The sequence below is a fragment of the Eisenbergiella porci genome, from assembly GCF_009696275.1.
In the GTDB taxonomy this organism is placed as follows: domain Bacteria; phylum Bacillota; class Clostridia; order Lachnospirales; family Lachnospiraceae; genus Eisenbergiella; species Eisenbergiella porci.
In genome coordinates this window covers 15746-34500 of record NZ_VUMI01000034.1, presented here as the reverse complement: position 1 = coordinate 34500, position 18755 = coordinate 15746, and the positions used below count along the sequence as shown (strand labels likewise).

The 18755-nt window shown below is 50.0% G+C and carries 19 protein-coding genes; 13 read left to right on the top strand and 6 right to left on the bottom strand.

The features are described from left to right. The first annotated feature begins 137 nt into the window (after positions 1-137). From FYJ45_RS18750 to FYJ45_RS18710, 10 genes are all read left to right on the top strand, one after another. A complete protein-coding gene (locus FYJ45_RS18750) occupies positions 138-1493 on the top strand; it encodes an ArsB/NhaD family transporter (RefSeq protein WP_154466552.1) in 1356 nt (451 codons plus the stop codon). Positions 1494-1506: 13 nt separating this feature from the next. Continuing rightward, positions 1507-2100: a cytidylate kinase-like family protein gene (locus FYJ45_RS18745; protein ID WP_154466550.1), complete on the top strand. Its 594-nt coding sequence runs from the start codon at positions 1507-1509 to the stop codon at positions 2098-2100. Between the two features lie 113 nt (positions 2101-2213). After that, complete coding sequence (locus FYJ45_RS18740; RefSeq protein WP_021637081.1) at positions 2214-2816, top strand: cytidylate kinase-like family protein; 603 nt, start codon at positions 2214-2216, stop codon at positions 2814-2816. 126 nt (positions 2817-2942) lie between these two features. Further along, positions 2943-4157 carry a cache domain-containing protein gene (locus tag FYJ45_RS30840; protein ID WP_235930888.1) on the top strand — a complete coding sequence of 405 codons (1215 nt, stop codon included), beginning with the start codon at positions 2943-2945 and terminating at the stop codon, positions 4155-4157. Next, positions 4154-5371: an ATP-binding response regulator gene (locus FYJ45_RS30835; protein WP_235930887.1), complete on the top strand. Its 1218-nt coding sequence runs from the start codon at positions 4154-4156 to the stop codon at positions 5369-5371. Before FYJ45_RS30840 ends, FYJ45_RS30835 begins: the two co-directional genes overlap by 4 nt. Next, positions 5371-6672: an ABC transporter substrate-binding protein gene (locus FYJ45_RS18730; RefSeq protein WP_235930886.1), complete on the top strand. Its 1302-nt coding sequence runs from the start codon at positions 5371-5373 to the stop codon at positions 6670-6672. The genes FYJ45_RS30835 and FYJ45_RS18730 overlap by 1 nt, the downstream gene beginning before the upstream one ends. Before the next feature lie 258 nt (positions 6673-6930). Beyond that, on the top strand, positions 6931-8064 hold the full coding sequence (locus FYJ45_RS18725) for an aldo/keto reductase (protein ID WP_154466548.1): 1134 nt from the start codon (positions 6931-6933) through the stop codon (positions 8062-8064). Between the two features lie 83 nt (positions 8065-8147). Next, the gene (locus FYJ45_RS18720; RefSeq protein WP_154466546.1) at positions 8148-9041 is read left to right on the top strand and encodes a LysR family transcriptional regulator; all 894 of its coding nucleotides are present in this window, start codon (positions 8148-8150) and stop codon (positions 9039-9041) included. Between the two features lie 4 nt (positions 9042-9045). After that, positions 9046-9444, top strand: a complete 399-nt coding sequence (locus tag FYJ45_RS18715) for a MerR family transcriptional regulator (protein WP_154466544.1) — start codon at positions 9046-9048, stop codon at positions 9442-9444. Further along, positions 9422-9763 (top strand): carboxymuconolactone decarboxylase family protein, encoded by a 342-nt coding sequence (locus FYJ45_RS18710; RefSeq protein WP_154466542.1) that lies wholly within the window; start codon positions 9422-9424, stop codon positions 9761-9763. The genes FYJ45_RS18715 and FYJ45_RS18710 overlap by 23 nt, the downstream gene beginning before the upstream one ends. Positions 9764-10037: 274 nt before the next feature. On the opposite strand, the gene FYJ45_RS18705 is transcribed toward FYJ45_RS18710, so the two are convergent. Beyond that, positions 10038-10364: a hypothetical protein gene (locus FYJ45_RS18705; RefSeq protein ID WP_154466540.1), complete on the bottom strand. Its 327-nt coding sequence runs from the start codon at positions 10362-10364 to the stop codon at positions 10038-10040. Between the two features lie 39 nt (positions 10365-10403). Beyond that, positions 10404-10904 carry a VanZ family protein gene (locus FYJ45_RS18700; protein WP_276925030.1) on the bottom strand — a complete coding sequence of 167 codons (501 nt, stop codon included), beginning with the start codon at positions 10902-10904 and terminating at the stop codon, positions 10404-10406. Positions 10905-11202: 298 nt separating this feature from the next. Here FYJ45_RS18700 and FYJ45_RS18695 point away from each other — a divergent pair, with 298 nt between their 5' ends. After that, a complete protein-coding gene (locus FYJ45_RS18695; protein ID WP_154466538.1) occupies positions 11203-11421 on the top strand; it encodes a DUF2461 family protein in 219 nt (72 codons plus the stop codon). Between the two features lie 26 nt (positions 11422-11447). Continuing rightward, complete coding sequence (locus FYJ45_RS18690) at positions 11448-11702, top strand: hypothetical protein (RefSeq protein ID WP_235930885.1); 255 nt, start codon at positions 11448-11450, stop codon at positions 11700-11702. Between the two features lie 4 nt (positions 11703-11706). On the opposite strand, the gene FYJ45_RS18685 is transcribed toward FYJ45_RS18690, so the two are convergent. The 4 genes from FYJ45_RS18685 to FYJ45_RS18670 all read right to left on the bottom strand — a co-directional run bounded on the left by FYJ45_RS18685 (position 11707) and on the right by FYJ45_RS18670 (position 17323). Next, positions 11707-12399 carry an ABC transporter ATP-binding protein gene (locus tag FYJ45_RS18685; RefSeq protein WP_154466534.1) on the bottom strand — a complete coding sequence of 231 codons (693 nt, stop codon included), beginning with the start codon at positions 12397-12399 and terminating at the stop codon, positions 11707-11709. Between the two features lie 116 nt (positions 12400-12515). Then, on the bottom strand, positions 12516-15008 hold the full coding sequence (locus FYJ45_RS18680) for an ABC transporter permease (protein ID WP_276892596.1): 2493 nt from the start codon (positions 15006-15008) through the stop codon (positions 12516-12518). A gap of 122 nt (positions 15009-15130) precedes the next feature. Beyond that, the gene (locus tag FYJ45_RS18675) at positions 15131-16618 is read right to left on the bottom strand and encodes a sensor histidine kinase (protein ID WP_154466532.1); all 1488 of its coding nucleotides are present in this window, start codon (positions 16616-16618) and stop codon (positions 15131-15133) included. A 3-nt stretch (positions 16619-16621) separates the two neighbouring features. Next, complete coding sequence (locus FYJ45_RS18670) at positions 16622-17323, bottom strand: response regulator transcription factor (RefSeq protein WP_154466530.1); 702 nt, start codon at positions 17321-17323, stop codon at positions 16622-16624. Positions 17324-17410: 87 nt separating this feature from the next. Here FYJ45_RS18670 and FYJ45_RS18665 point away from each other — a divergent pair, with 87 nt between their 5' ends. Then, complete coding sequence (locus FYJ45_RS18665) at positions 17411-18631, top strand: NAD(P)/FAD-dependent oxidoreductase (protein ID WP_320620554.1); 1221 nt, start codon at positions 17411-17413, stop codon at positions 18629-18631. Positions 18632-18755 lie beyond the last annotated feature (124 nt).

The following is an 18755-nucleotide window of genomic DNA, read 5'->3' as shown; positions in this document are numbered from 1 at the left end:
GAAAAAGCTTGTAAGTTTTTGCCATATCCAACCTTGTTTTTTTGTAATATAATAACAAGCCGGGACGAAACTGAGCGGTTCCGTCCCGGCTTGCAAAATTATAAAGACAGAATATGCAAAGAGGAGGAAGATAGGACATGACTATAGCACAGATATTAGCTGTTGTTATTTTTGTGGCAATGTTCGGATTGATTGTGTCGGAAAAAATTGAACGGCACCTTGTATCCCTGGGATGCGGCCTTTTGATGATCGTCCTGGTTTTCGGCCTGAGCATGCACAGCATGCCGGCAATCTGGAACACACTGGCGCTGAGGGATTTTTTTACGGCGGGCTTCTGGTATCAGGCAAAGGAAGCGGCGGAATCCTCGTCCGGAATTAACTGGGCGACGATTCTTTTTATTACAGGAATGATGATTATGGTGGAAGGCATGGGAAGGGCAGGCTTTTTCCGTTGGCTGTGCCTGCGTATTGCAAAGGCTGTAAAGTACCGGACAATTCCGCTTTTTATTACTTTTATGGTAATGTCCAGCATCCTGGCCATGTTTATTGACAGTATTACGGTAATCTTATTTCTGGCGGCGGCCACGGTGGAGCTGGCCCGTCTGCTGAAATTCAATCCGGTTCCAATGATTATTTCGGAAATTTTCTGCGCCAACCTGGGCGGCTCCGCCACCATGTGCGGGGATCCGCCAAATATTATTGTGGGAACCTCACTGGGATATTCTTTCAGTGATTTTATTACAAACACAGGTTATATTGCACTGATCGCCCTGGTGTTTACCATTGCTTATTTTTACTTCTGCTTCCGGAAGGAGCTGGGGCAGAGCGCGGCGGGAAAAGGGACGGTATCCTATCCGGATCCCAGGGATGCCATCGAAAATAAGAAGGATTTCATCATCAGCTGTATCATTTTTGCCTGTGCGGTGGCGCTCCTTATCACACATGCACAGACAGGGCTGACTGTGGCGGCCATAGGCGCTTTTATCGGCGTGGTGACCCTTCTTACGGCGGGCAGGGAGGCTGTAATCCTGTTGAAAAAGGTTGATTATAAGACACTCCTGTTTTTCATCGGCCTGTTTATTGTGGTAGGCGGATTGGAACAGACCGGAATCCTGGAGCTGATCGCCGGCTTTATTGCAAAAATAAGCGGTGACAACGCCATGCTCATGATCGCCATCGTCCTGTGGGTTTCAGCCATTGCCAGCGCTTTTGTGGACAACATCCCCTTTGCTGCTACAATGGTGCCGGTTATCAGGAGCCTGGCGGCGGCACAGGGCGTGGATCTTTCCGTGCTTGCCTGGACGCTGGCTATGGGAACCGATATCGGCGGCAGCGCAACGCCCATCGGCGCTTCTGCCAATGTTGTGGGAATTTCCGTGGCGGCCAAGGAAGGACATATGATTGGCTGGGGAAAATACTGTAAATATGCGGCGCCGGCTACCATTCTCGTGGTGCTGATCTCCATGCTGTGTATTTATGTCAGATATTTCTAGGAAGGAGAGGCTGATGGACGGACAGATGATTATTTCCGTGGGACGTGAGTTCGGCAGCGGCGGCCATGTAATTGCCGAAGCGCTTGCCAAAAGATTCGGCTTGTCGTTGTATGACAACAATCTTCTGGAACATATTGCGCAGGAGAAAAATATAGATCATACAGAATTGAAAAAATATGACGAGAAGCCTAAAAACAGGCCGCTTTCCAGGACGGTCCGGGGTTACTCCAACTCCGCGCAGGAAAACATTGCGTATATGCAGTTCGATTATCTGAAAAAAAAGGCGGAGAGCGGAGAATCCTTTGTGGTGGTAGGCCGCTGTGCTGAAACAAAGCTGAAGGGCTTTCCCGGCCTTATCTCCTTTTTTATCCTGGGGGATAAGGAAAAGAAGGCGGAGCGTGTGATGAAGGTATACGGCGTTTCCAGGGACGAGGCCCTGCATATGATGGAGCGGGAGGATTGGGAACGGAAAACCTATCATAATTACTATTGCAGGGGAAAATGGGGAGATTCCAGAAATTATGATTTCTCCATCAACAGCAGCAGGCTGGGTATTGACGGCACGGTGACGATGCTTGAAGAATATATCAGGGCTGCCACTCATTAACAGTTTTCAGGCCGGCAGTTAGAAATGCACTTGCCATTAACCGTAAAAATGCTAAAATAAAAGAAACGGCAGTTTTCGGCTGCCGGAATTCTACTAAGCTTGGGGGAAGTGTTATGGGGAAACAGTTGATTATTTCCGTAGGACGTGAATTCGGCAGCGGCGGCCATGTGATTGCAGAGGAGCTGGCCAGACGGTTTGAGCTTCCGCTGTACGATAATAACCTGCTGGAGCACATTGCTGAGGAAAAGGAGATTTCTCACGAAAGCCTGAAAAAGTATGATGAACGGCCGAAGAACAGGCTTTTTTCCAGAACGGTAAGGGGATATTCCAATTCCATGCAGGAGAATCTTGCCAATATGCAGTTTGATTACCTGAAAAAGAAAGCCGCAGCAGGAGAATCCTTTGTCATTGTGGGCCGATGCTCTGAAACGATTCTGAAGGGCTTCGACGGCCTGGTTACCATATTTGTCCTGGGAGATCCGGATGTAAAGGCGGAGCGTATCAGAAAGGTCTACGGCGTATCCGAAGAGGAAGCCAGGCGTATGATGAAGCGGGAGGACTGGAACAGGAAATCCTACCATAATTATTACTGCAAAGGCAAATGGGGAGATTCCAGAAATTATGATTTCTCCATCAACAGCAGCAGGCTGGGAATTGAGAAAACAGTGGATATGCTGGAAAACTGCATCAGAGCGCGTATGGAATCAAATTGCTGAAACAGCAGCGGGACGGATACATATTTATTAACTGCATAAGGAGTAAAAGTACGGTAAAATAGAATCTGCGGCCGGAGGCGCCGCAGATTTTTTATTATTTTTGTAATAATTAATCATAAGGATATTTTGGATCAGGAAATGTTAAACACCCTTGCAGACCTGCTTGCCCTTGAAGAAGAGGACATGGTTGGGAAGACGCTGTGTAAATATACGGATTTTACGGATTTTTATCAATTTTCATATATAAATATGGATGGGAAGGGAACAGACAGTAAGGGAAATACCATTTATGCCTCGGATTTTCAGTTTGATGAGATATCCCTTTCTCAGGGGAAGAACGGTATTTCAGCCCCCTATTACGGTTCCAGCGGGCGGCTTCAGCTCACCTACCAGTCCCCTGTAATCAGGGATGGAAAGCAGGTAGGGGCCGTATATGCGGATCGGATTGTCAATGATTATAACCTTCCTACCCTGTTTACCTTCCATAATGGGGCGGGTTCCGCCTTTGTAGTGGACAGCGATGGGAAATTCATTATCAGCTCCCGGGGAACGGGAGGGGAAAAAGACATTTTCAGCTATCTGGGAGAACAGGGGAATGGAGATGCCGTCCGGGAGACGCTCCGTCAGGTAATGGAGGAAGAAAAAAGCGGAACGCTTACCATCGTATATAAAGATAAGAAGTCCCTGCTGGGTTTCCTTCCTGTAGAAGCGCCAGAGGGCTGTTATCTTCTCACGGTTAAACCGCGTTCGATCCTTCAGCAGGAGGCTACGCCCATCATCTGTATGCTGTGCTGTATGTTCTGCCTGCTCCTTATCGGAGGAATTTCCATTTCAGCACTGCTGGCGGGCAGACAGTCTATGAAGGCCGATGTAAAGCAGAAGGAGTACCGGGAGAAGCTGTTCGGGAACCTTTCGGCGAATATTGATTTTGCATTTATGCTGTATACGCCGGAGCAGCAGAAGGTGGAGCTGGTGTCGGATAACCTGCCGGGGCTTCTTGGCATAACCTCGCAGCAGGTAATGGAAAGGCCCGGACAGGTGTTTGATGCCAGCGGCATGTCCCGGGAGGATGAGGCCAGGAACGGCTTCCTGAAGGGGACGCTTGGAGAGCAGATTACAAGGGAGTCCATGGTAGGAAGCGGACCAAATGAGGTGAGACGCTGGATTGCGGTCCATCTGATACCGGCGGATTACGGACAGTATCTGGCGGTATTTCATGAGACGACCAGCGAGCATGATATGCGGGAGCAGCTGGCGGATGCCCTGACGCAGGCGCAGAACAGCAACCGCGCGAGAACGGCCTTTTTTCCTCCATGTCCCATGACATCAGGACTCCTATGAATGGAATTATAGGAATGACGAATATCGCCTTAAAGAATCTGGATGCCAGGGAAAAGGTAGAGTCATGTCTGAACAAAATTACGGCGGCATCAGGACATTTGCTGTCTCTGATTAACGAAGTACTGGACATGTCCCGCATCGAGAGCGGAAGGATCAGCCTCAAGGAAGAAAATGTGCATCTTCCCAGCCTGATTGGAAACCTTCTGTCCGTTATCAAGCCTGATATGGATAAGAAGGGGCAGAGCCTGCGGATGCAGTCACGGATTCTGGAGCATGACACGGTAATCAGCGATACGCTGCATTTGCAGAAAATATTGCTCAACCTGTTGTCCAATGCGGTGAAGTATACGCAGGAGGGTGGTGAAATCCGCCTGCTGATTTCAGAGCTGCCGATGGAGTCGGATACCATAAGGATGCGTTTTGTGGTAGAGGATAACGGCTTTGGCATGAGTCCTGCATTCCTGGAGCGTATTTTCCTGCCTTTTGAAAGAGCGGAGGACAGCAGGATGAACCAGGTCCCCGGCACGGGACTGGGGCTTGCGATCACAAAGAGTATTGTGGATTTGATGGGCGGACTGATAAGCGTGGAAAGCAGGGAGCATGAGGGAGCACGTTTTACGGTGGAAATTCCGCTGAAGCTGCCGGTGCAGCAGGTGGAGGAATTCCCGGAGCTGTCCGGTTATTCGGCGCTTATCGTGGATGATGATCGGGATGCCTGCGAAAGCATCGGCCTGATACTCCAGGAAAGCGGTGTGCGCGCCAATTGGGTTAATAATGGCCCTGCGGCGGTGGAACAGGTCTACAAGAACCTGCAGGGGATAAGAATCCTGACAGCGGAGGATAATGAGCTGAACCGGGAAATCATTGTGGAGCTCCTGGAAAACAGCGGCGCTGTGGTAGACAGCGCACAAAATGGAAAAGAGGCGCTGGATTATTATCTGAACAACAGCCCCGGATATTACCGTCTCATACTGATGGATGTAAATATGCCGGTAATGGACGGACTGGAGGCTGTAAGAGCGATCAGGGATTCAGGCAGGGAGGATGCGGCCATGATTCCGGTGATTGCCATGACTGCGGATGTTTTTAAGGAAGATATTAACAAGTGCAGGGAAGCGGGAATGAATGCACATATAGGAAAACCAGTGGAGCTGGACAAGTTGTACAGCACGCTCCGGCGGTTTTTAAATACGGGAAAATCAGGGGAAATGTGATGAATGGGAAAAAGATGGGAAAAAGTGTTCTGTGCGCTGTATTGGTAACCGCTCTCCTGGGGGCAGGCTGCGGAAAGGAACAATCCGCTCCGGAGGTGTATCTGGACGAAAGCATTCCGGAAACGCCTGTGAAGCTGTTTACACAAAACGAAACGGTTTCTGTGGCCATCGAAGAATGCTGCAGGAAGGTGCTGAACCGGGACGGGAACACCAACATAACTCTTTACAGTGATTCTGCGGGCTATTATGCGGAAGAGGGGTTGTCATACCGGGAGCTTCTTCTAAAGCGCCTGGCCTCAGGGACCGCAGATGATTTATACCTCATCCCGGCAGAGGATGTGCTGGAGTTTGATGATAAGGAGTATATCTACGACATGTCGGATCTGAAATGTGTGTCGAACCTGTCAGATGATGCATTGATACAGAGCACCTATGACGGAAAGGTATTTTCCATTCCGCTTACATATACCTGTTTCGGTTTTGTCTGGAATGTGGACATGCTGAAAGAGTACGGCCTGGAGGTCCCGGAAAATCTGGAGGAATTTTTGAATGTGTGTGAGACTCTGAAGGAAAACGGAATACTTCCATATGGGGCGAACAAGGATTTTGCCCTGACGGTGCCGGTGATGTGCGCAGGACTTTATGATGTTTACCAGGAGGCTGATTCAAAAAAGAAGCTGGAGGCACTGTCAAACGGGGAGACGGCGATCAGCGAGTATATGGAAAAAGGCTTCAGCTTTCTCCGGCTGCTGATCGATCGGGGCTATATGGATCCGGAAGGCACGCTCGGCATCGTGCCCCTGAGTGATGAAGAAAAGGCTTTTTTTGCGGAAGAAAACTGTGCTTTCATATGCGCGCTTTATCGGGGCGTCACTTTTGAAGGCTATCCGTTTGAAATAAAGATGACGCCTCTGCCGGTGCTGGAAAACGGTTCCATTTGCGTGGTCGGCGCGGATCAGCGTCTTGCAGTCAATCCGGGTTCGGAGCATCTGGATGCGGCCATTGCCATCGTTGAAGCGTTGGGCCAGACGGAAACGCTGGATTCCTTTGCTGCAAGCCTTGGAAAGATATCCTCTTCCCAAAATGCCACAGCACCGGATATCCCCCAGTCGGATTCGATTATTGCATGCGTGGCCGGCGGCGGGCAGATTCCCAATCAGGATTTCCGTCTGCACTTTAACGTATGGGATACGGTGCGGGATTTGAGCCAGCAGGTCTGCCGGGGAATGAGCGCGGAAGAAGCGGCGGCAGGGTATGATTCCAGGCAGCAGCAGGAAATTGCAGTGTATGGGAAGCAGTAATGCAAAAATAACGAAAACGGTATTGTGGGTTTAAGCAGGCTCTGGTACCGTTTTTTGCATGGTATTTACGGGAGAATGGATGGCTGGATCGTTGGCTTGAAAAGGCTGGCTGGCGGAGATATTCGTAAAAGGTATAACTATGTATTATTTTTAAGTATTTGCCTTTGGCATAAAGTGAATTTACAATAAAAACAGAAAAGGAAGCATTCAATTTGATTAGCAGGCGGCGAAACTGCAAAGAAACAGGAGGAAGAAAAAATGGTATACCGCGAATTTCAGGACTTACAGTTATCTGCCCTGGGTATGGGGGCCATGCGTCTGCCCGTGATTGATGGAAATGACGCGCAGATCGATAAGGAAGCAACTGCTGAAATGGTTGCTTATGCCATGGAGCATGGCATCAATTATTATGATACCGCATGGGGCTACCATGACGGTAATTCCGAAACCGTGATAGGGGAGGCTTTGAGCCGGTATCCCAGGGAAAGCTTTTATCTGGCCACCAAATTTCCGGGCTATGATTTATCCAACATGGACAAGGTGGAAAGCATTTTTGAAACACAGCTGGAAAAATGCGGAGTGGATTATTTTGATTTTTATCTGTTCCACAACGTATGTGAAATGAATATTGATGCCTATCTGGATGAAAAATACGGTATTTTCGACTACCTGATGGAGCAGAAGAAAAAGGGGCGTATCCGTCATTTGGGATTTTCCGCCCATGGAAGCTATGATATTATGAAGCGATTCCTGGACGCTTATGGCGAGCATATGGAATTCTGCCAGATCCAGCTCAATTATCTGGACTGGTCGTTCCAGAATGCCAGGGCAAAGGTCGATTTGCTGAAGGAGCATCATATCCCTGTCTGGGTCATGGAGCCTCTGCGCGGCGGAAAACTGGCGTCACTGGAGGATGAGAATGCCGCTGTCCTGAAGGGGCTTCGCCCGGAGGAGGGGATTCCCGCATGGGCCTTCCGGTTCCTTCAGTCAATCCCCGGGGTGACCATGGTGCTTTCCGGAATGTCCAATTTTCAGCAAATGCAGGAAAATATCGCTGTCTTTGAAGAGGATAAGCCGCTGGATGAGAAGGAAATGGCTGCGCTGCTGGAAGTGGCGGACCGTATGGTAAAAAAGATTGCCCTGCCCTGCACCGCCTGCCATTATTGTGTGAGTCATTGCCCGAAGGGGCTGGATATTCCCGGCCTTCTGGAGCTGTATAATGAGCACTGCTTTACAGGAGGAGGCTTTATTGCGCCGATGGCGCTGATGGTGGTGCCGGAAGAGAAAAAGCCCGGCGCCTGCATCGGCTGCAGAAGCTGTGAGGCAGTCTGTCCCCAGCAGATAAAAATATCGGAGGCAATGGCGGATTTTGCCGCGCGGCTGCAGGGTTAAGGAGGATATGCGATGCCTGAGGGCAGTCACAGAGTAAGGCGATTGGGAACGGACAGGCTTTCGTCCGGGAGGGATTGGCGGATATGGAGCTTCGGGTACTGAATTATTTTTTGATGGCTGCAAGGGAAGAAAACATCACCAGGGCCGCGTCGCTTCTGCACGTGACCCAGCCTACGCTTTCCAGGCAACTGATGCAGTTGGAGGAGGAGCTGGGGGTAAAGCTGTTTGAACGCAGCAGCCACAGCATTATTCTGACGGATGAAGGAATGCTGCTGAAGCGCCGGGCACAGGAGCTGCTCCGGCTTGCGGAAAAAACAAAAAGGGAGGTTTCCCACGAGGAGGAGAGCATTATCGGTGAAATTGCCATCGGCAGCGGGGAACTGAGAAGCAGCGGCTGCCTGGCGGAGCTTCTTTCCTCCTTCCGGGAAAAATATCCTATGATACAATACGATATTTTCAGCGGCAACGCGGACAATATCAAGGACAGGATGGAGCAGGGACTTCTTGATATGGGGCTGCTGCTGGAGCCTGTGGATATCGGCAAATATGAGTTTATCCGCATGCCATTAAAGGAGGAATGGGGGATTCTTGTGCGGAAGGATTCCCCGCTGGCACAAAAAAAGGAAGTCCGGCCGGAGGATCTGATTGGCCGGCCGCTGATGGCATCGGGCCGGGGACTGGTGCAAAATGAGCTGGCAAACTGGTTTGGCGAATATGCGGATCAGATAGATATTTTTTCTACCCATAACCTTCTTTATAATACGGCCATGATGGTGGATAAAGGAGCGGGAGAGGCGCTGACGCTGAGGCTGGAAAGCAGCTATGACAATTTATGCTTTGTACCGCTTTCCCCCGGCCTGGAAACCGGTTCGGTGCTGGCATGGAAGAAAAACCAGGTGTTTTCGCCGGCAACGGCGGCATTTATCAGGCATGTGAAAAAATGTATCAGAAAAGAACCAATGGGAGAGGAGGCGTGAGGATATGACAAAATCGGAAGTCTGCGAACGTTACCGGATTCCGCCGGGAATCCTCAGTGAATATGAAAGCTGGGGCTTGTGCGGGGCGGTAAGACAGGTAATGGGTGACTGGCAGTATGACGACCAGGATCTGGAGCGCCTTGGAATGATTATGACGCTGCATGATATCGGTTTTAGCCCGGAAGAGGTGGAGAGCTATATGAGACTGATGCTTGCCGGAGAGTCCACGGAAAACGAGAGGATGAAAATGCTTGATGCCAAGCGGAGCAAGGCCCTGGATGAAATCCATTTCCGCGAAAGGCAGCTGGAGCGTATGGATTTTCTCAGATATGAGATGAAAAAGGGAAAATACGCGTTAAAGAGCGCAGATAGGAGTAACAATGGAAAAACAGACGGCAGGTAGGGATGCTCTTGGGAAATTTGCACCAAAGTTTGCCCAGTTGAATGATGATGTATTATTTGGAGAGGTGTGGAGTCGTGAGGATAAGCTGTCGCTGCGCGACCGAAGTCTGATTACGGTAACCGCTCTGATGACCAGCGGGATGATTGATTCTTCTTTTAAATATCATCTGGAAACCGCGAAGGAAAATGGGATTACAGGGACGGAAATCGCGGAGGTGTTCACACAGCTGGCCTTCTACAGCGGATGGCCCAAGGCCTGGGCGGCATTCAGGATGGCGAAGGAAGTATGGGCGGACGAAGAAGCAGAAGACAAAGAATAACGGAATGGGGAAAATGGGGGCAATATCGCTGACAGGCATTATAGTGGTGTCAGAAGCAGCTGGGCATGTTAAATTTTGATGTGTGAATGTAAGCCTTGAGCGAGTCCCCCAATTCCTCCCAGAATTTTCTGGAGAGATTCTCCGGACTGTAGCCGGTCTGCTTTGCCAGGAATTCCATCGTCAGACGGTCGCAGATATGCTCATATATATAGGTGCAGCAGATCTGTGTCGGTTCAGAATGGGCGTTGATGGATTGCCTGAAATCAGGGGATATTCATAAAGGATATACTAATGTACAATCCTCCACGTCAGCCGCTTCCTTTTCGCTAATATAGATTTCTGCCGAAAGGGAAAGATCATTATCGGAAAACTTCTCTTCATGAAAAAGTTTTGCTATGGCCGGCCAGCTTTGGGCGGCGTCCACGGTTTCAAGCCAGATTCCTAAAAGAGGGCCGGAACCTTTGCAATCGATGTAATCATATCCGTTATCCTGAATGGATCCATCCGTCAATTCCCCAATTCGATCGGGAATCAGGTAACGCAGGTCCAAATCCGGATTTATGAGTTTTCCGGATTCTAATAGTATAACAATAGTCTGCATATTTTGCCTCCTGTAATTATATATTGTAGTTATTTTTTATTATAGATTCACAAGCACCAAAAGTCCAATAAACGAAACTAAAATAATTCCTCCGGTCAGGCAGATTAGGTTAAGAATTTTCAGCGTTTTCCTTTTGAATATTTTTTCCAGAAGGAAAAAGAACCCAATCCCAATAAGGCCGCCGAAAGTATTTGCGAGCAGGTCGGTAATATCGCTTGCACCGATGGAAAAGACAAACTGGATTACCTCAAAGGCCAGGCTTGTCAAAAATACGGGCGCAACTTTCTTAAAGAAAGCCTGGCCCTGTAACAACATACCCATGAAAATACCAAAAGGGATAAATGCCGCTACGTTGTTGATGATTTCGCTGTAGTTTGTTTTCCCGTTTGTAACCATCGATTCGGCAAAAGGAATTAAATTGATATTTCTCAGATGCGGCAGCCCCTGAAAAGACAGCTGCATTTTAAAGATTATAATCCAAATCAAAGCAGCAAGATATACAATCAGCAATCCCTGTGTCAATTTTTTAGAATTCAACATATCCCGGCCTTCTTTCTTAAAGTCACTTCCTTAAAGTCATCCAAATTAATCGTATCAAATTCAAGATTAATCTTATTAAATTCATTTTCGCACAGGAAAATTAAATAATACTGCACAAATTTCTTAATTTTTAAAAAAGACAAATTTATTGTCACACGGACGCCGCCGCGCAGTCTAACAATACAGGAGGAAAAATTATAAGCACGGGAACCGATGCAGAATCCGCCCTGTCATATCTTCTGGGCAGCTCCTGCAAAAGCCGAAGCTTATACAAACATAAAAACATAGGAGGAAGTTTATGAACACAGGGATTATTCTGGATTATCTGACCGGCCTGGCCGGAAACAACAACCGGGAATGGTATCATGCCCACATGAAGGAGTATCAGGAGGCAAATGAGGAATTTATTGTGCTGTTACAGGAATTGATTTGGCGGATAGGGGAAAAGGACAGCAGTATTTTGCATAACGATCCACAGGACCTAAAACTTTTTTACTTACCTGTCTCATCGGAATGATTGCCGGGGCCATAGATATTCTGCCCATGATTAAAATGAAGCTGGACAGGCATTCCATTGCCTCGGCCTTCGTATTTTATTTCATTCTTCCCTTTGTCATCCTGGATATTGACCTGTTCGGTCTGGCCTGGTGGCTGAAGGGCGGAGTGACCGGACTGGCTATGGCTCTGCCCATCATTATCATGGTGGCCGAGGAGGATAAGAAGTCTGCTCCGCCCATGCTTATCATGTCAGCTGTGCTTGGCACGCTTATCGGTATTGCAGGGCATTTCCTGCTGTAGATCCTCAGGAGCACAGAAGCGTTCCGTCCTGCACGGTGATGATCCGTGTACTGCTTTCAGCCGCTTTGGGAGAGTGGGTTACCATGATGATTGTCTGGTGCTGTTCCTTGTTGATTTCACTGAGCAGAGCCATGATTTCCTCTCCGGTTTTGCTGTCCAGGTTCCCTGTAGGTTCGTCGGCAAAGAGGATTTCAGGGCTGCCCATGAGCGCCCGGGCGATGGCCACACGCTGCTGCTGGCCGCCGGAGAGTTCCCGGGGCGTGTGCCTGCGCCGGTCGGACAGACCGACGGTTTCCAGCAGCTGTGCCAGCCTGTCCTGATAATCCACTGCCTTTTTGCCATCCAGCAGCAGAGGGAGCAGAATGTTTTCTTCCACGTTCAGATTGGGGATCAGATTATAAAACTGAAAAACAAAACCGATTTTCTGACGCCGCAGCCGGCTCATTTTTTCATCGGTAAAATGGGAGATGTCCATCCCGTCCAGAAGGACGGAGCCGGCCGTGGGGGCGTCCAGGCCTCCTAAAATATAGAGCAGCGTGCTTTTTCCGGAGCCTGACGGCCCCATGATGGAAACGAATTCTCCCCGGGCGACCTGCAGGGAAATGTCCTTCAGCACCCTTGTGGTACTGTCTCCCAGCTGAAAATCCTTTCTGATATGCTTACCTTCCACGGCAATGCGTTCTGTTGATGTTTTCATAAAAGCTTTCCTTTCTGTTTAAAATATAAGAAAATTCTAAAATATATTAAAATGCTGGAATATAGTGTCCCTGTATACAATTTTATTTTTTCCCTGTCTTTCCTGGCGGCCGGCAGTTATTCGAACTTGATTTCCTCCACCAGCTTCATCCGGCGGCTTTTCAGGATAGGGACGGCTGAACCGAGCAGCGTTACCCCGATTCCCATAAGTCCGGCCGACAGGAAGGTGGAAATTTCCAGGTGCGGCGACATGGATATTTTCGGGCCTGCCACAAGAAAAATGGTCTGTATCTCCAGGTAAGAAACAACAATGGCGATGATCGCGCCGATCAAACCGGAGGAAAAGCCTTCAATCAGTGTCATTTTCATGTTCTGCCTGTTGCTCAGCCCTACGGATTTGTACATGGCCGTGATGCGCCGTTTCTGCATATAGTTAATCAGCAGATTGTTGATAACGCCCACAGCGGCCAGCAGCAGGATGAAATAGGTCATGCTGTGCATGGGCTGCAGAAAGGCTCCCACTGTGGAAAGGGCGTCGGTATTAAACTCCTCTACGGTCCGGCTCCAGTTGGAGGTGTTGCCGAAGAGATCCCGGATCTGCACCATAACGGCATCCGGATCGGCGGCGGTATAGGCAAGAAAATCATAGGAGGAAGCGCCGAAGTCATCTGCCGCCCAGCGGGAGGAAATGACGGCCTCCACGTCGGTGGCTCGGGATTTAAAGCTGCCGGCGATTTTATAATTATAGGAAGCGTTTCCATCCGACAGCGTAATTATATCGCCTGTGGAAAAGCCGCTGCGTTCCATACAGCTTTCACTCAAAAGTAGGGTCCTTTCCGATTGAAAAACGGAAGCCTCCGGCCTTTGGCCTTCTGTATAATGAAGCGCAAACATGGAGGAGTACCAGTCAGGATTGTCGGTTCCTTCCAGCCTTGTAAAGGTTATATTGTTTTCCTGATCAGGACTGACCGTTTTTCCGGCCTGAATACTGTTTTCAAAGACATAGAGGGGGAGAAGCTTTTCCACTCCCTCCATATTTTGCACCTGCTCCACAAAAGCGGGATCCATATGGCCGTCTGCAAAGCCCTGAAGCTCTGCGCCGTTAAAGACATCGCTCACATAGGCGGTCACAAAATCGCCCACCACCTGAATGGCAATTACAGCGGAAATACTGATGAAGAGCAGTGTAATATTCTGCGTGGTATTCCTGTTGTCTCTCATATTCCGGGCGGCAAGCCTGCCCTCGTTTCCGAAAACCGCACCATACAGACGCTCCATTCCCCGCGCGGCCAGATTGGTAAAAAGAGGTACGAACAGAATGGCTGAGGCAATGAGGCCCAGCAGGGAAAAACCGCCGGCCGGATAAAGCAGGTCTTTCGTGACAGCCCTGGGCAGAAGGGCGGAAATGGCAAACAGGATCACGCCGCCCACGGCAATAAAACGGTGGGAAGATCGTGCCTCATCCACAGTTCCAAGAACCACCTCCTTCACGGGAAGACGGCTTGCACGCCGTATGGGAAGCCAGGCGCTTAACAGGGAGACAACAACGGCCACGGCAAAGGAGAGAAGGATGCCGGCCGGGGAAACGATGACAGGGATTTCGATTCCCTGGGAAAGGGATTGTCCCATGCCCTGTAAAATCAGCCGCAGCAATGCGATTCCCACAGGGATGCCCAGCAGACCACCCATAATGCCATACAGCATGCTTTCCAGCAGAAGAATCCGGGTGACTGTTTTCTGTGTTGCGCCGATGCTGCGGAAGGTTCCGATGACCGGCAGACGATCCAGCGTAATCACCTTATAACTGCTGTAAATAATGAAAACGCTCATGGTAAGAGAAAAGAAGCTTATGAGGAAAAAGGGCATGGACTTTTGTCTGGCGTCCGCGGCAATCTGCGCTTCCTTCACAGTTTCGGTGACCTGAAGGCCGTCTGCCAGCGCTACGGCCAGCGCTTCCTTCAGCGCCGCTGCTGAAACGCCGTCTGCAGGCGCTATCAGGATTTCACTGAAGCCTTCTGTCTGCCCGGTAAGAGAGGCCAGCGTTTCCATAGGCAAAAGCGCGGTGGCGCCTCTTGTGTGCCGCAGGAAAACGGTGTCGTAGGCTGCGATTGCGGCAACCTTAAGGGTTACCGGAGTCCCTTCTATCCACAGGGAAAAATCATCCCCCGTTTGAATGCCGTACTTTGATGTAAAGCGATCCGGCAGCAGGATACGGTCTCCCCGAAAATCGGAAAGCTCCCCGCCTTCCGTCAGGCGCGGCGGATTGATTTTGTTAAGGGAAGGCAGATCGGCGGCAATGAGATCGATGGTTTCATAATAACCATTTTCATGGTAAAGGGCAGATCCCTTCAATATGCCAACCGCCGCTCCAATGGCTGGCAGCTCCGGAATGTCCTGGGAAGTGACGGCGCCGGACGGTGAGGATACGGACAGTGCTGCGCTCCCGGCCATCCCCCGCGCCATTTTCCTCTGGGCGCTTTCATAGGATGCGCCGATGGAAAAGGATATGAACAGAAGCGTGGTGGAAATAAGAATGGACAGCAGCATGACACCGCTTCGCAGCTTGCGTTCCTTAACGTTGGTGATGATGTACTTCAGTATGATTTTCACAAAATACCTCCTCTGAATTTGATTTTTATGGTACTGCGTTGCTTGCACATATGCAAAATAAGGCTGGCAGCTACCATAGGTATATGATACGCTGTCAGCCTTAAGGGGATTTTCAGGGAACCTTAATTAACCTTAATTAAAGGAAAGTCTATCTGGAACAGGGTTCTGCTGTCCGCAGGGATGTTGAGCAAAACCGGTTTGGCGCCGGGGGAACCGTAGAGGAGCCTGGAGGTCTGGTGCTGCAGGGAGAAAACGCTGATACTGCCTCCATGAAGCTCGGCAATACCTTTTACGATGGCCAGGCCAAGGCCGGTACCCTCCGGTTTCCGGCCGGTATCCTGGCCGCGGTAATAGCGGTCAAAGAGATGTGCCGCATCCTCCGGAGGGATTCCCCTTCCGTTGTCGGCAACGGCGATTTGGAGCACGGAATCCGTAACGGCGGCCAGTATTGTGACTTCGGTGTTTTCATTTCCATGGACAAAAGCATTGATGATCAGGTTACGGAAGGCTCTTGTTAAGAGGGTAGGGTCAAACGGAAACAGGATGGGCGCATCGTCACTTAGAAAATGGATCGTGCGGTTTTCGTATTCCGGTGTGTTCAGGATATCGATGGCAAGCTCCTTCAGGAAACGGACGATATCCTGCCTGCTGCGGTGGATGGGAAGCATGCGGTTATCCAGCTGATAGGTGAGCTTCAGGTCGTCGATGAGTGTTTCCATATAGGCGGTATTTTTCAGCATGACAGCGGCATACTGCCGGCAGGAGCCCTCCTCAGGGACTCCATTTTCCAAAAGAAGCTCCGCATAGCCCCGGATAGGGGAGAGGGGTGTTTTGAGATCGTGGGTGATGTTGGTGATCCACTCCTCCCGCATTCTGTCCGTATCCCTTCGCAGCTGATCCCCTTCCCGGAGTTCAGCGTCCAGCCGGTTCAGGCTTTCGCACAGGTCGCGGAAAGCCCCGGTGCTCCGGACGGGCAGATAGCAGCGCCCGGCGATTTCATCAACGGAAATAACCAGCTGCTTTACGGTGCGGGTAAGCCTGAAGCCATACAGGATAGCAAAAAAGGAGATGAGAACAAGCAGGACGGCAGCAATGGGCAAAAGGACATTTTTTCCGCCAGAGAAACGTTCGCCGTTAAGATACATGGTATTTTCCGAGATTTTCACCGGAAAATGAAGCAGGCAGGTGTACTTCTGCCCATCCTTTGTGAAAACTGCGGCAAAGGAGGATTCCTGCCTGCCTTCCAGATGTCCGCTGCTTACGATGCGCAGGAGCTGTGCAGCCGAGTAGCCCGTTTGGGCTTCTTCAGGCTTCTGCCAGGATAACAGCTCGCGGCCGGAGGCATCCAGCAGCTGCAGGCCTGTTTTTTCCATCTGGAGCAGCTCGCGGCCTGTTTGTGACAGCTGTGGCTTCCCGTCAAGGAAAAGGATTTCTTCCCGGAAGCTTTCCGTCATGAGCTTCGGCCAGTCGCTTTTTGCAAGGGAACCGTCCGGCTTCCTGACAGTAATCAGCAGAAAAAAGAAACAGGCAGAGGCAAGAAAGGCGCCAAGCAGGCCCAGGAGGAAAATCAGATAAATATGAAAGACAGTGCGGTAACCGGATTTTTTCATGATTCAAGCCTCTTTTTTCAGCTTATAGCCAAGCCCTTTTATGGTAATGAGCTGTCTGGGGGAGGAGGGATTATCCTCAATTTTTTCCCGAAGATGGCGGATGTGTACCATGATGGTGTTATCACAGATGCTGCTGTATTCGCCCCAAACCTGTTCGTAAAGGTGTTCCTTGCTGATGATTTTATCCGTATTTTCCATCAGATAGGACAGCAGCAGGAATTCCCGTCCGGTCAGGCTGATTTCTTTCCCGTTTTTATAGGCCCGTCCGCTTTCCGGATCCAGGGTGAGAGAGCCGGCTTTCAGCAGGGGGGCATTTCCGTCCGGCGATGTTTTCTGGTACTGCTGCCTCCGCAGCTGCGCCTTGACACGGAATACGACCTCCCGGGGGCTGAAGGGCTTTGTAATATAATCGTCACCGCCGCAGGAAAGACCGAGGATTTTATCGATATCATCATTTCTGGAGGATAAAAAGAGAATGGAGCAGTAGGAAAATTCACGGATTTTCCTGCACACCTCCAGGCCGTCAATATCCGGCAGCATGATGTACAGAATGACCACATCCGGCTGGAATTCCCGGCAGGCCTTCAGCGCGCCCATTCCGGTTTCCGCCCTCTGTATGGACTGGAAACCGTCCTTTCGCAGTACATTTTCAAGAAGATCAAGAATATCCTTTTCGTCATCTGCCAGTAGGATTTTAGCATTCATAAAGAAGCACCTGTTTTCTTTCTGCCTTCCGGCGGTGATGGAGGCTGATTTGCTTCTATCTTAATATCTGGGGAGCAGGCCTGTCAAATGGATATTGCAATGTTTTGGAATCGGTTATTGACAGGACAGGAAGAAACGGTTTACAGTGGAGGAGGCATTGGCGATTTGGATGGCGGGGCGGGGAAAGATGCGGAAAAGAAGAACAAAAAAAGAACAAAAGAAAAAAAGAAAAAGGAAGGTAACTGTAAAGGCAATGAGCAGTTACAAGGGAGAATGATTATGTATGACGTATTGGTTATTGGGGCAGGGCCGGCGGGCAGCACGGCTGCTAAAATCCTGGCGGACAGGGGCCTTCGGGTTTTGCTTGCGGAAAAATGCGCGCTGCCCAGATATAAATCCTGTTCCGGTGTATTGATTAAAAAATCCATGGATTTGGTGAAGCTTTATTTTGGAGAAGACGCACCCCTGTCGGTGACTTGTGAGCCGGCGGAGAACAGAGGAATGATTTTTACGAATGACTGCGGCAGGGAGTACCGGTTTGCACAGGAGGGGCTGAATGTGTGGCGCAGCTCCTTTGATAACTGGCTGGCGGAAAAGGCAGGGGAAAGCGGCGCGCAGGTGAGAGACTGCACTACGGTGGTTGCCTGTGAAGAGAAGGATGGTTTTGTGGAGGTTACCCTGCAGGGGAAGGAAACCTTCGTGGAGAAAGCAGCTTATGTGCTGGACTGTGAAGGTGTTGTGGGGGCGGTCTGGCGCAGGCTGCGAAAGGAAACACTGGAATATATAACCACCTACCAGACCTTCAATGAAGGCACAATTGAACTTGATCCTCATTATTTCTATGCTTATCTGCAGCCGGAGCTGTCAGAATATGATGCGTGGTTTAATGTGAAGGACAATCTTCTTGTCTTGGGTGTATCGGTGAAGGATCCGGCGCGCATTCCCTTGTTTTATGACCGGTTTCTTGGTTACATGCGGGAACGGCATAACCTGCGGATCAACAGGCAGACGAAGGAAGAAAAGTGGCTGATGCCCCATGTCCGGCCCGGCTGCCGGATTGATTTTGGCATGGGGCGTGTGCTGTTTGCCGGAGAGGCGGCAGGCTTCCTCAATCCCATGGGAGAAGGGATCTCGGCCGGAATGGAAAGCGGATTCCTGGCGGCAAATGCGGTTGCGGCGCATTTTGAGGATCCCCGGGGTGTCTGTGACGTTTACAGGGAAAGTGCTGCGGGGCTGAAATCGTATATGGAGCGCCAGTGGGATCTGGTGGCCGGGATGGCGGGGACTTTCAGGGAGATGGCTTTTTAACAGGCTCCAATGTATATCCTCCCTATGTATATCAATGTATATGCCGTTAATGACAACAGCGGCAGGTTTTATCTGACTGACTGGCGGTATCTGACCTGCCGGAACCTTATTATAATTGTTCCGG

Excerpts from the sequence above, each read along its gene's own strand:
- FYJ45_RS18750 (WP_154466552.1), top strand. The coding sequence starts at position 138 with ATGACTATAGCACAGATATTAGCTGTTGTTATTTTTGTGGCAATGTTC.
- FYJ45_RS30835 (WP_235930887.1), top strand. The coding sequence starts at position 4,154 with ATGAATGGAATTATAGGAATGACGAATATCGCCTTAAAGAATCTGGAT.
- FYJ45_RS18725 (WP_154466548.1), top strand. The coding sequence starts at position 6,931 with ATGGTATACCGCGAATTTCAGGACTTACAGTTATCTGCCCTGGGTATG.
- FYJ45_RS18670 (WP_154466530.1), bottom strand. The coding sequence starts at position 17,323 with ATGAATGCTAAAATCCTACTGGCAGATGACGAAAAGGATATTCTTGAT.
- FYJ45_RS18685 (WP_154466534.1), bottom strand. The coding sequence starts at position 12,399 with ATGAAAACATCAACAGAACGCATTGCCGTGGAAGGTAAGCATATCAGA.
- FYJ45_RS18715 (WP_154466544.1), top strand. The coding sequence starts at position 9,046 with ATGACAAAATCGGAAGTCTGCGAACGTTACCGGATTCCGCCGGGAATC.
- FYJ45_RS18740 (WP_021637081.1), top strand. The coding sequence starts at position 2,214 with ATGGGGAAACAGTTGATTATTTCCGTAGGACGTGAATTCGGCAGCGGC.
- FYJ45_RS18730 (WP_235930886.1), top strand. The coding sequence starts at position 5,371 with ATGAATGGGAAAAAGATGGGAAAAAGTGTTCTGTGCGCTGTATTGGTA.
- FYJ45_RS18745 (WP_154466550.1), top strand. The coding sequence starts at position 1,507 with ATGGACGGACAGATGATTATTTCCGTGGGACGTGAGTTCGGCAGCGGC.
- FYJ45_RS18705 (WP_154466540.1), bottom strand. The coding sequence starts at position 10,364 with ATGCAGACTATTGTTATACTATTAGAATCCGGAAAACTCATAAATCCG.
- FYJ45_RS18700 (WP_276925030.1), bottom strand. The coding sequence starts at position 10,904 with ATGTTGAATTCTAAAAAATTGACACAGGGATTGCTGATTGTATATCTT.
- FYJ45_RS18695 (WP_154466538.1), top strand. The coding sequence starts at position 11,203 with ATGAACACAGGGATTATTCTGGATTATCTGACCGGCCTGGCCGGAAAC.
- FYJ45_RS18675 (WP_154466532.1), bottom strand. The coding sequence starts at position 16,618 with ATGAAAAAATCCGGTTACCGCACTGTCTTTCATATTTATCTGATTTTC.
- FYJ45_RS18690 (WP_235930885.1), top strand. The coding sequence starts at position 11,448 with ATGATTAAAATGAAGCTGGACAGGCATTCCATTGCCTCGGCCTTCGTA.
- FYJ45_RS18665 (WP_320620554.1), top strand. The coding sequence starts at position 17,411 with ATGGATATTGCAATGTTTTGGAATCGGTTATTGACAGGACAGGAAGAA.
- FYJ45_RS18710 (WP_154466542.1), top strand. The coding sequence starts at position 9,422 with ATGGAAAAACAGACGGCAGGTAGGGATGCTCTTGGGAAATTTGCACCA.
- FYJ45_RS18720 (WP_154466546.1), top strand. The coding sequence starts at position 8,148 with ATGGAGCTTCGGGTACTGAATTATTTTTTGATGGCTGCAAGGGAAGAA.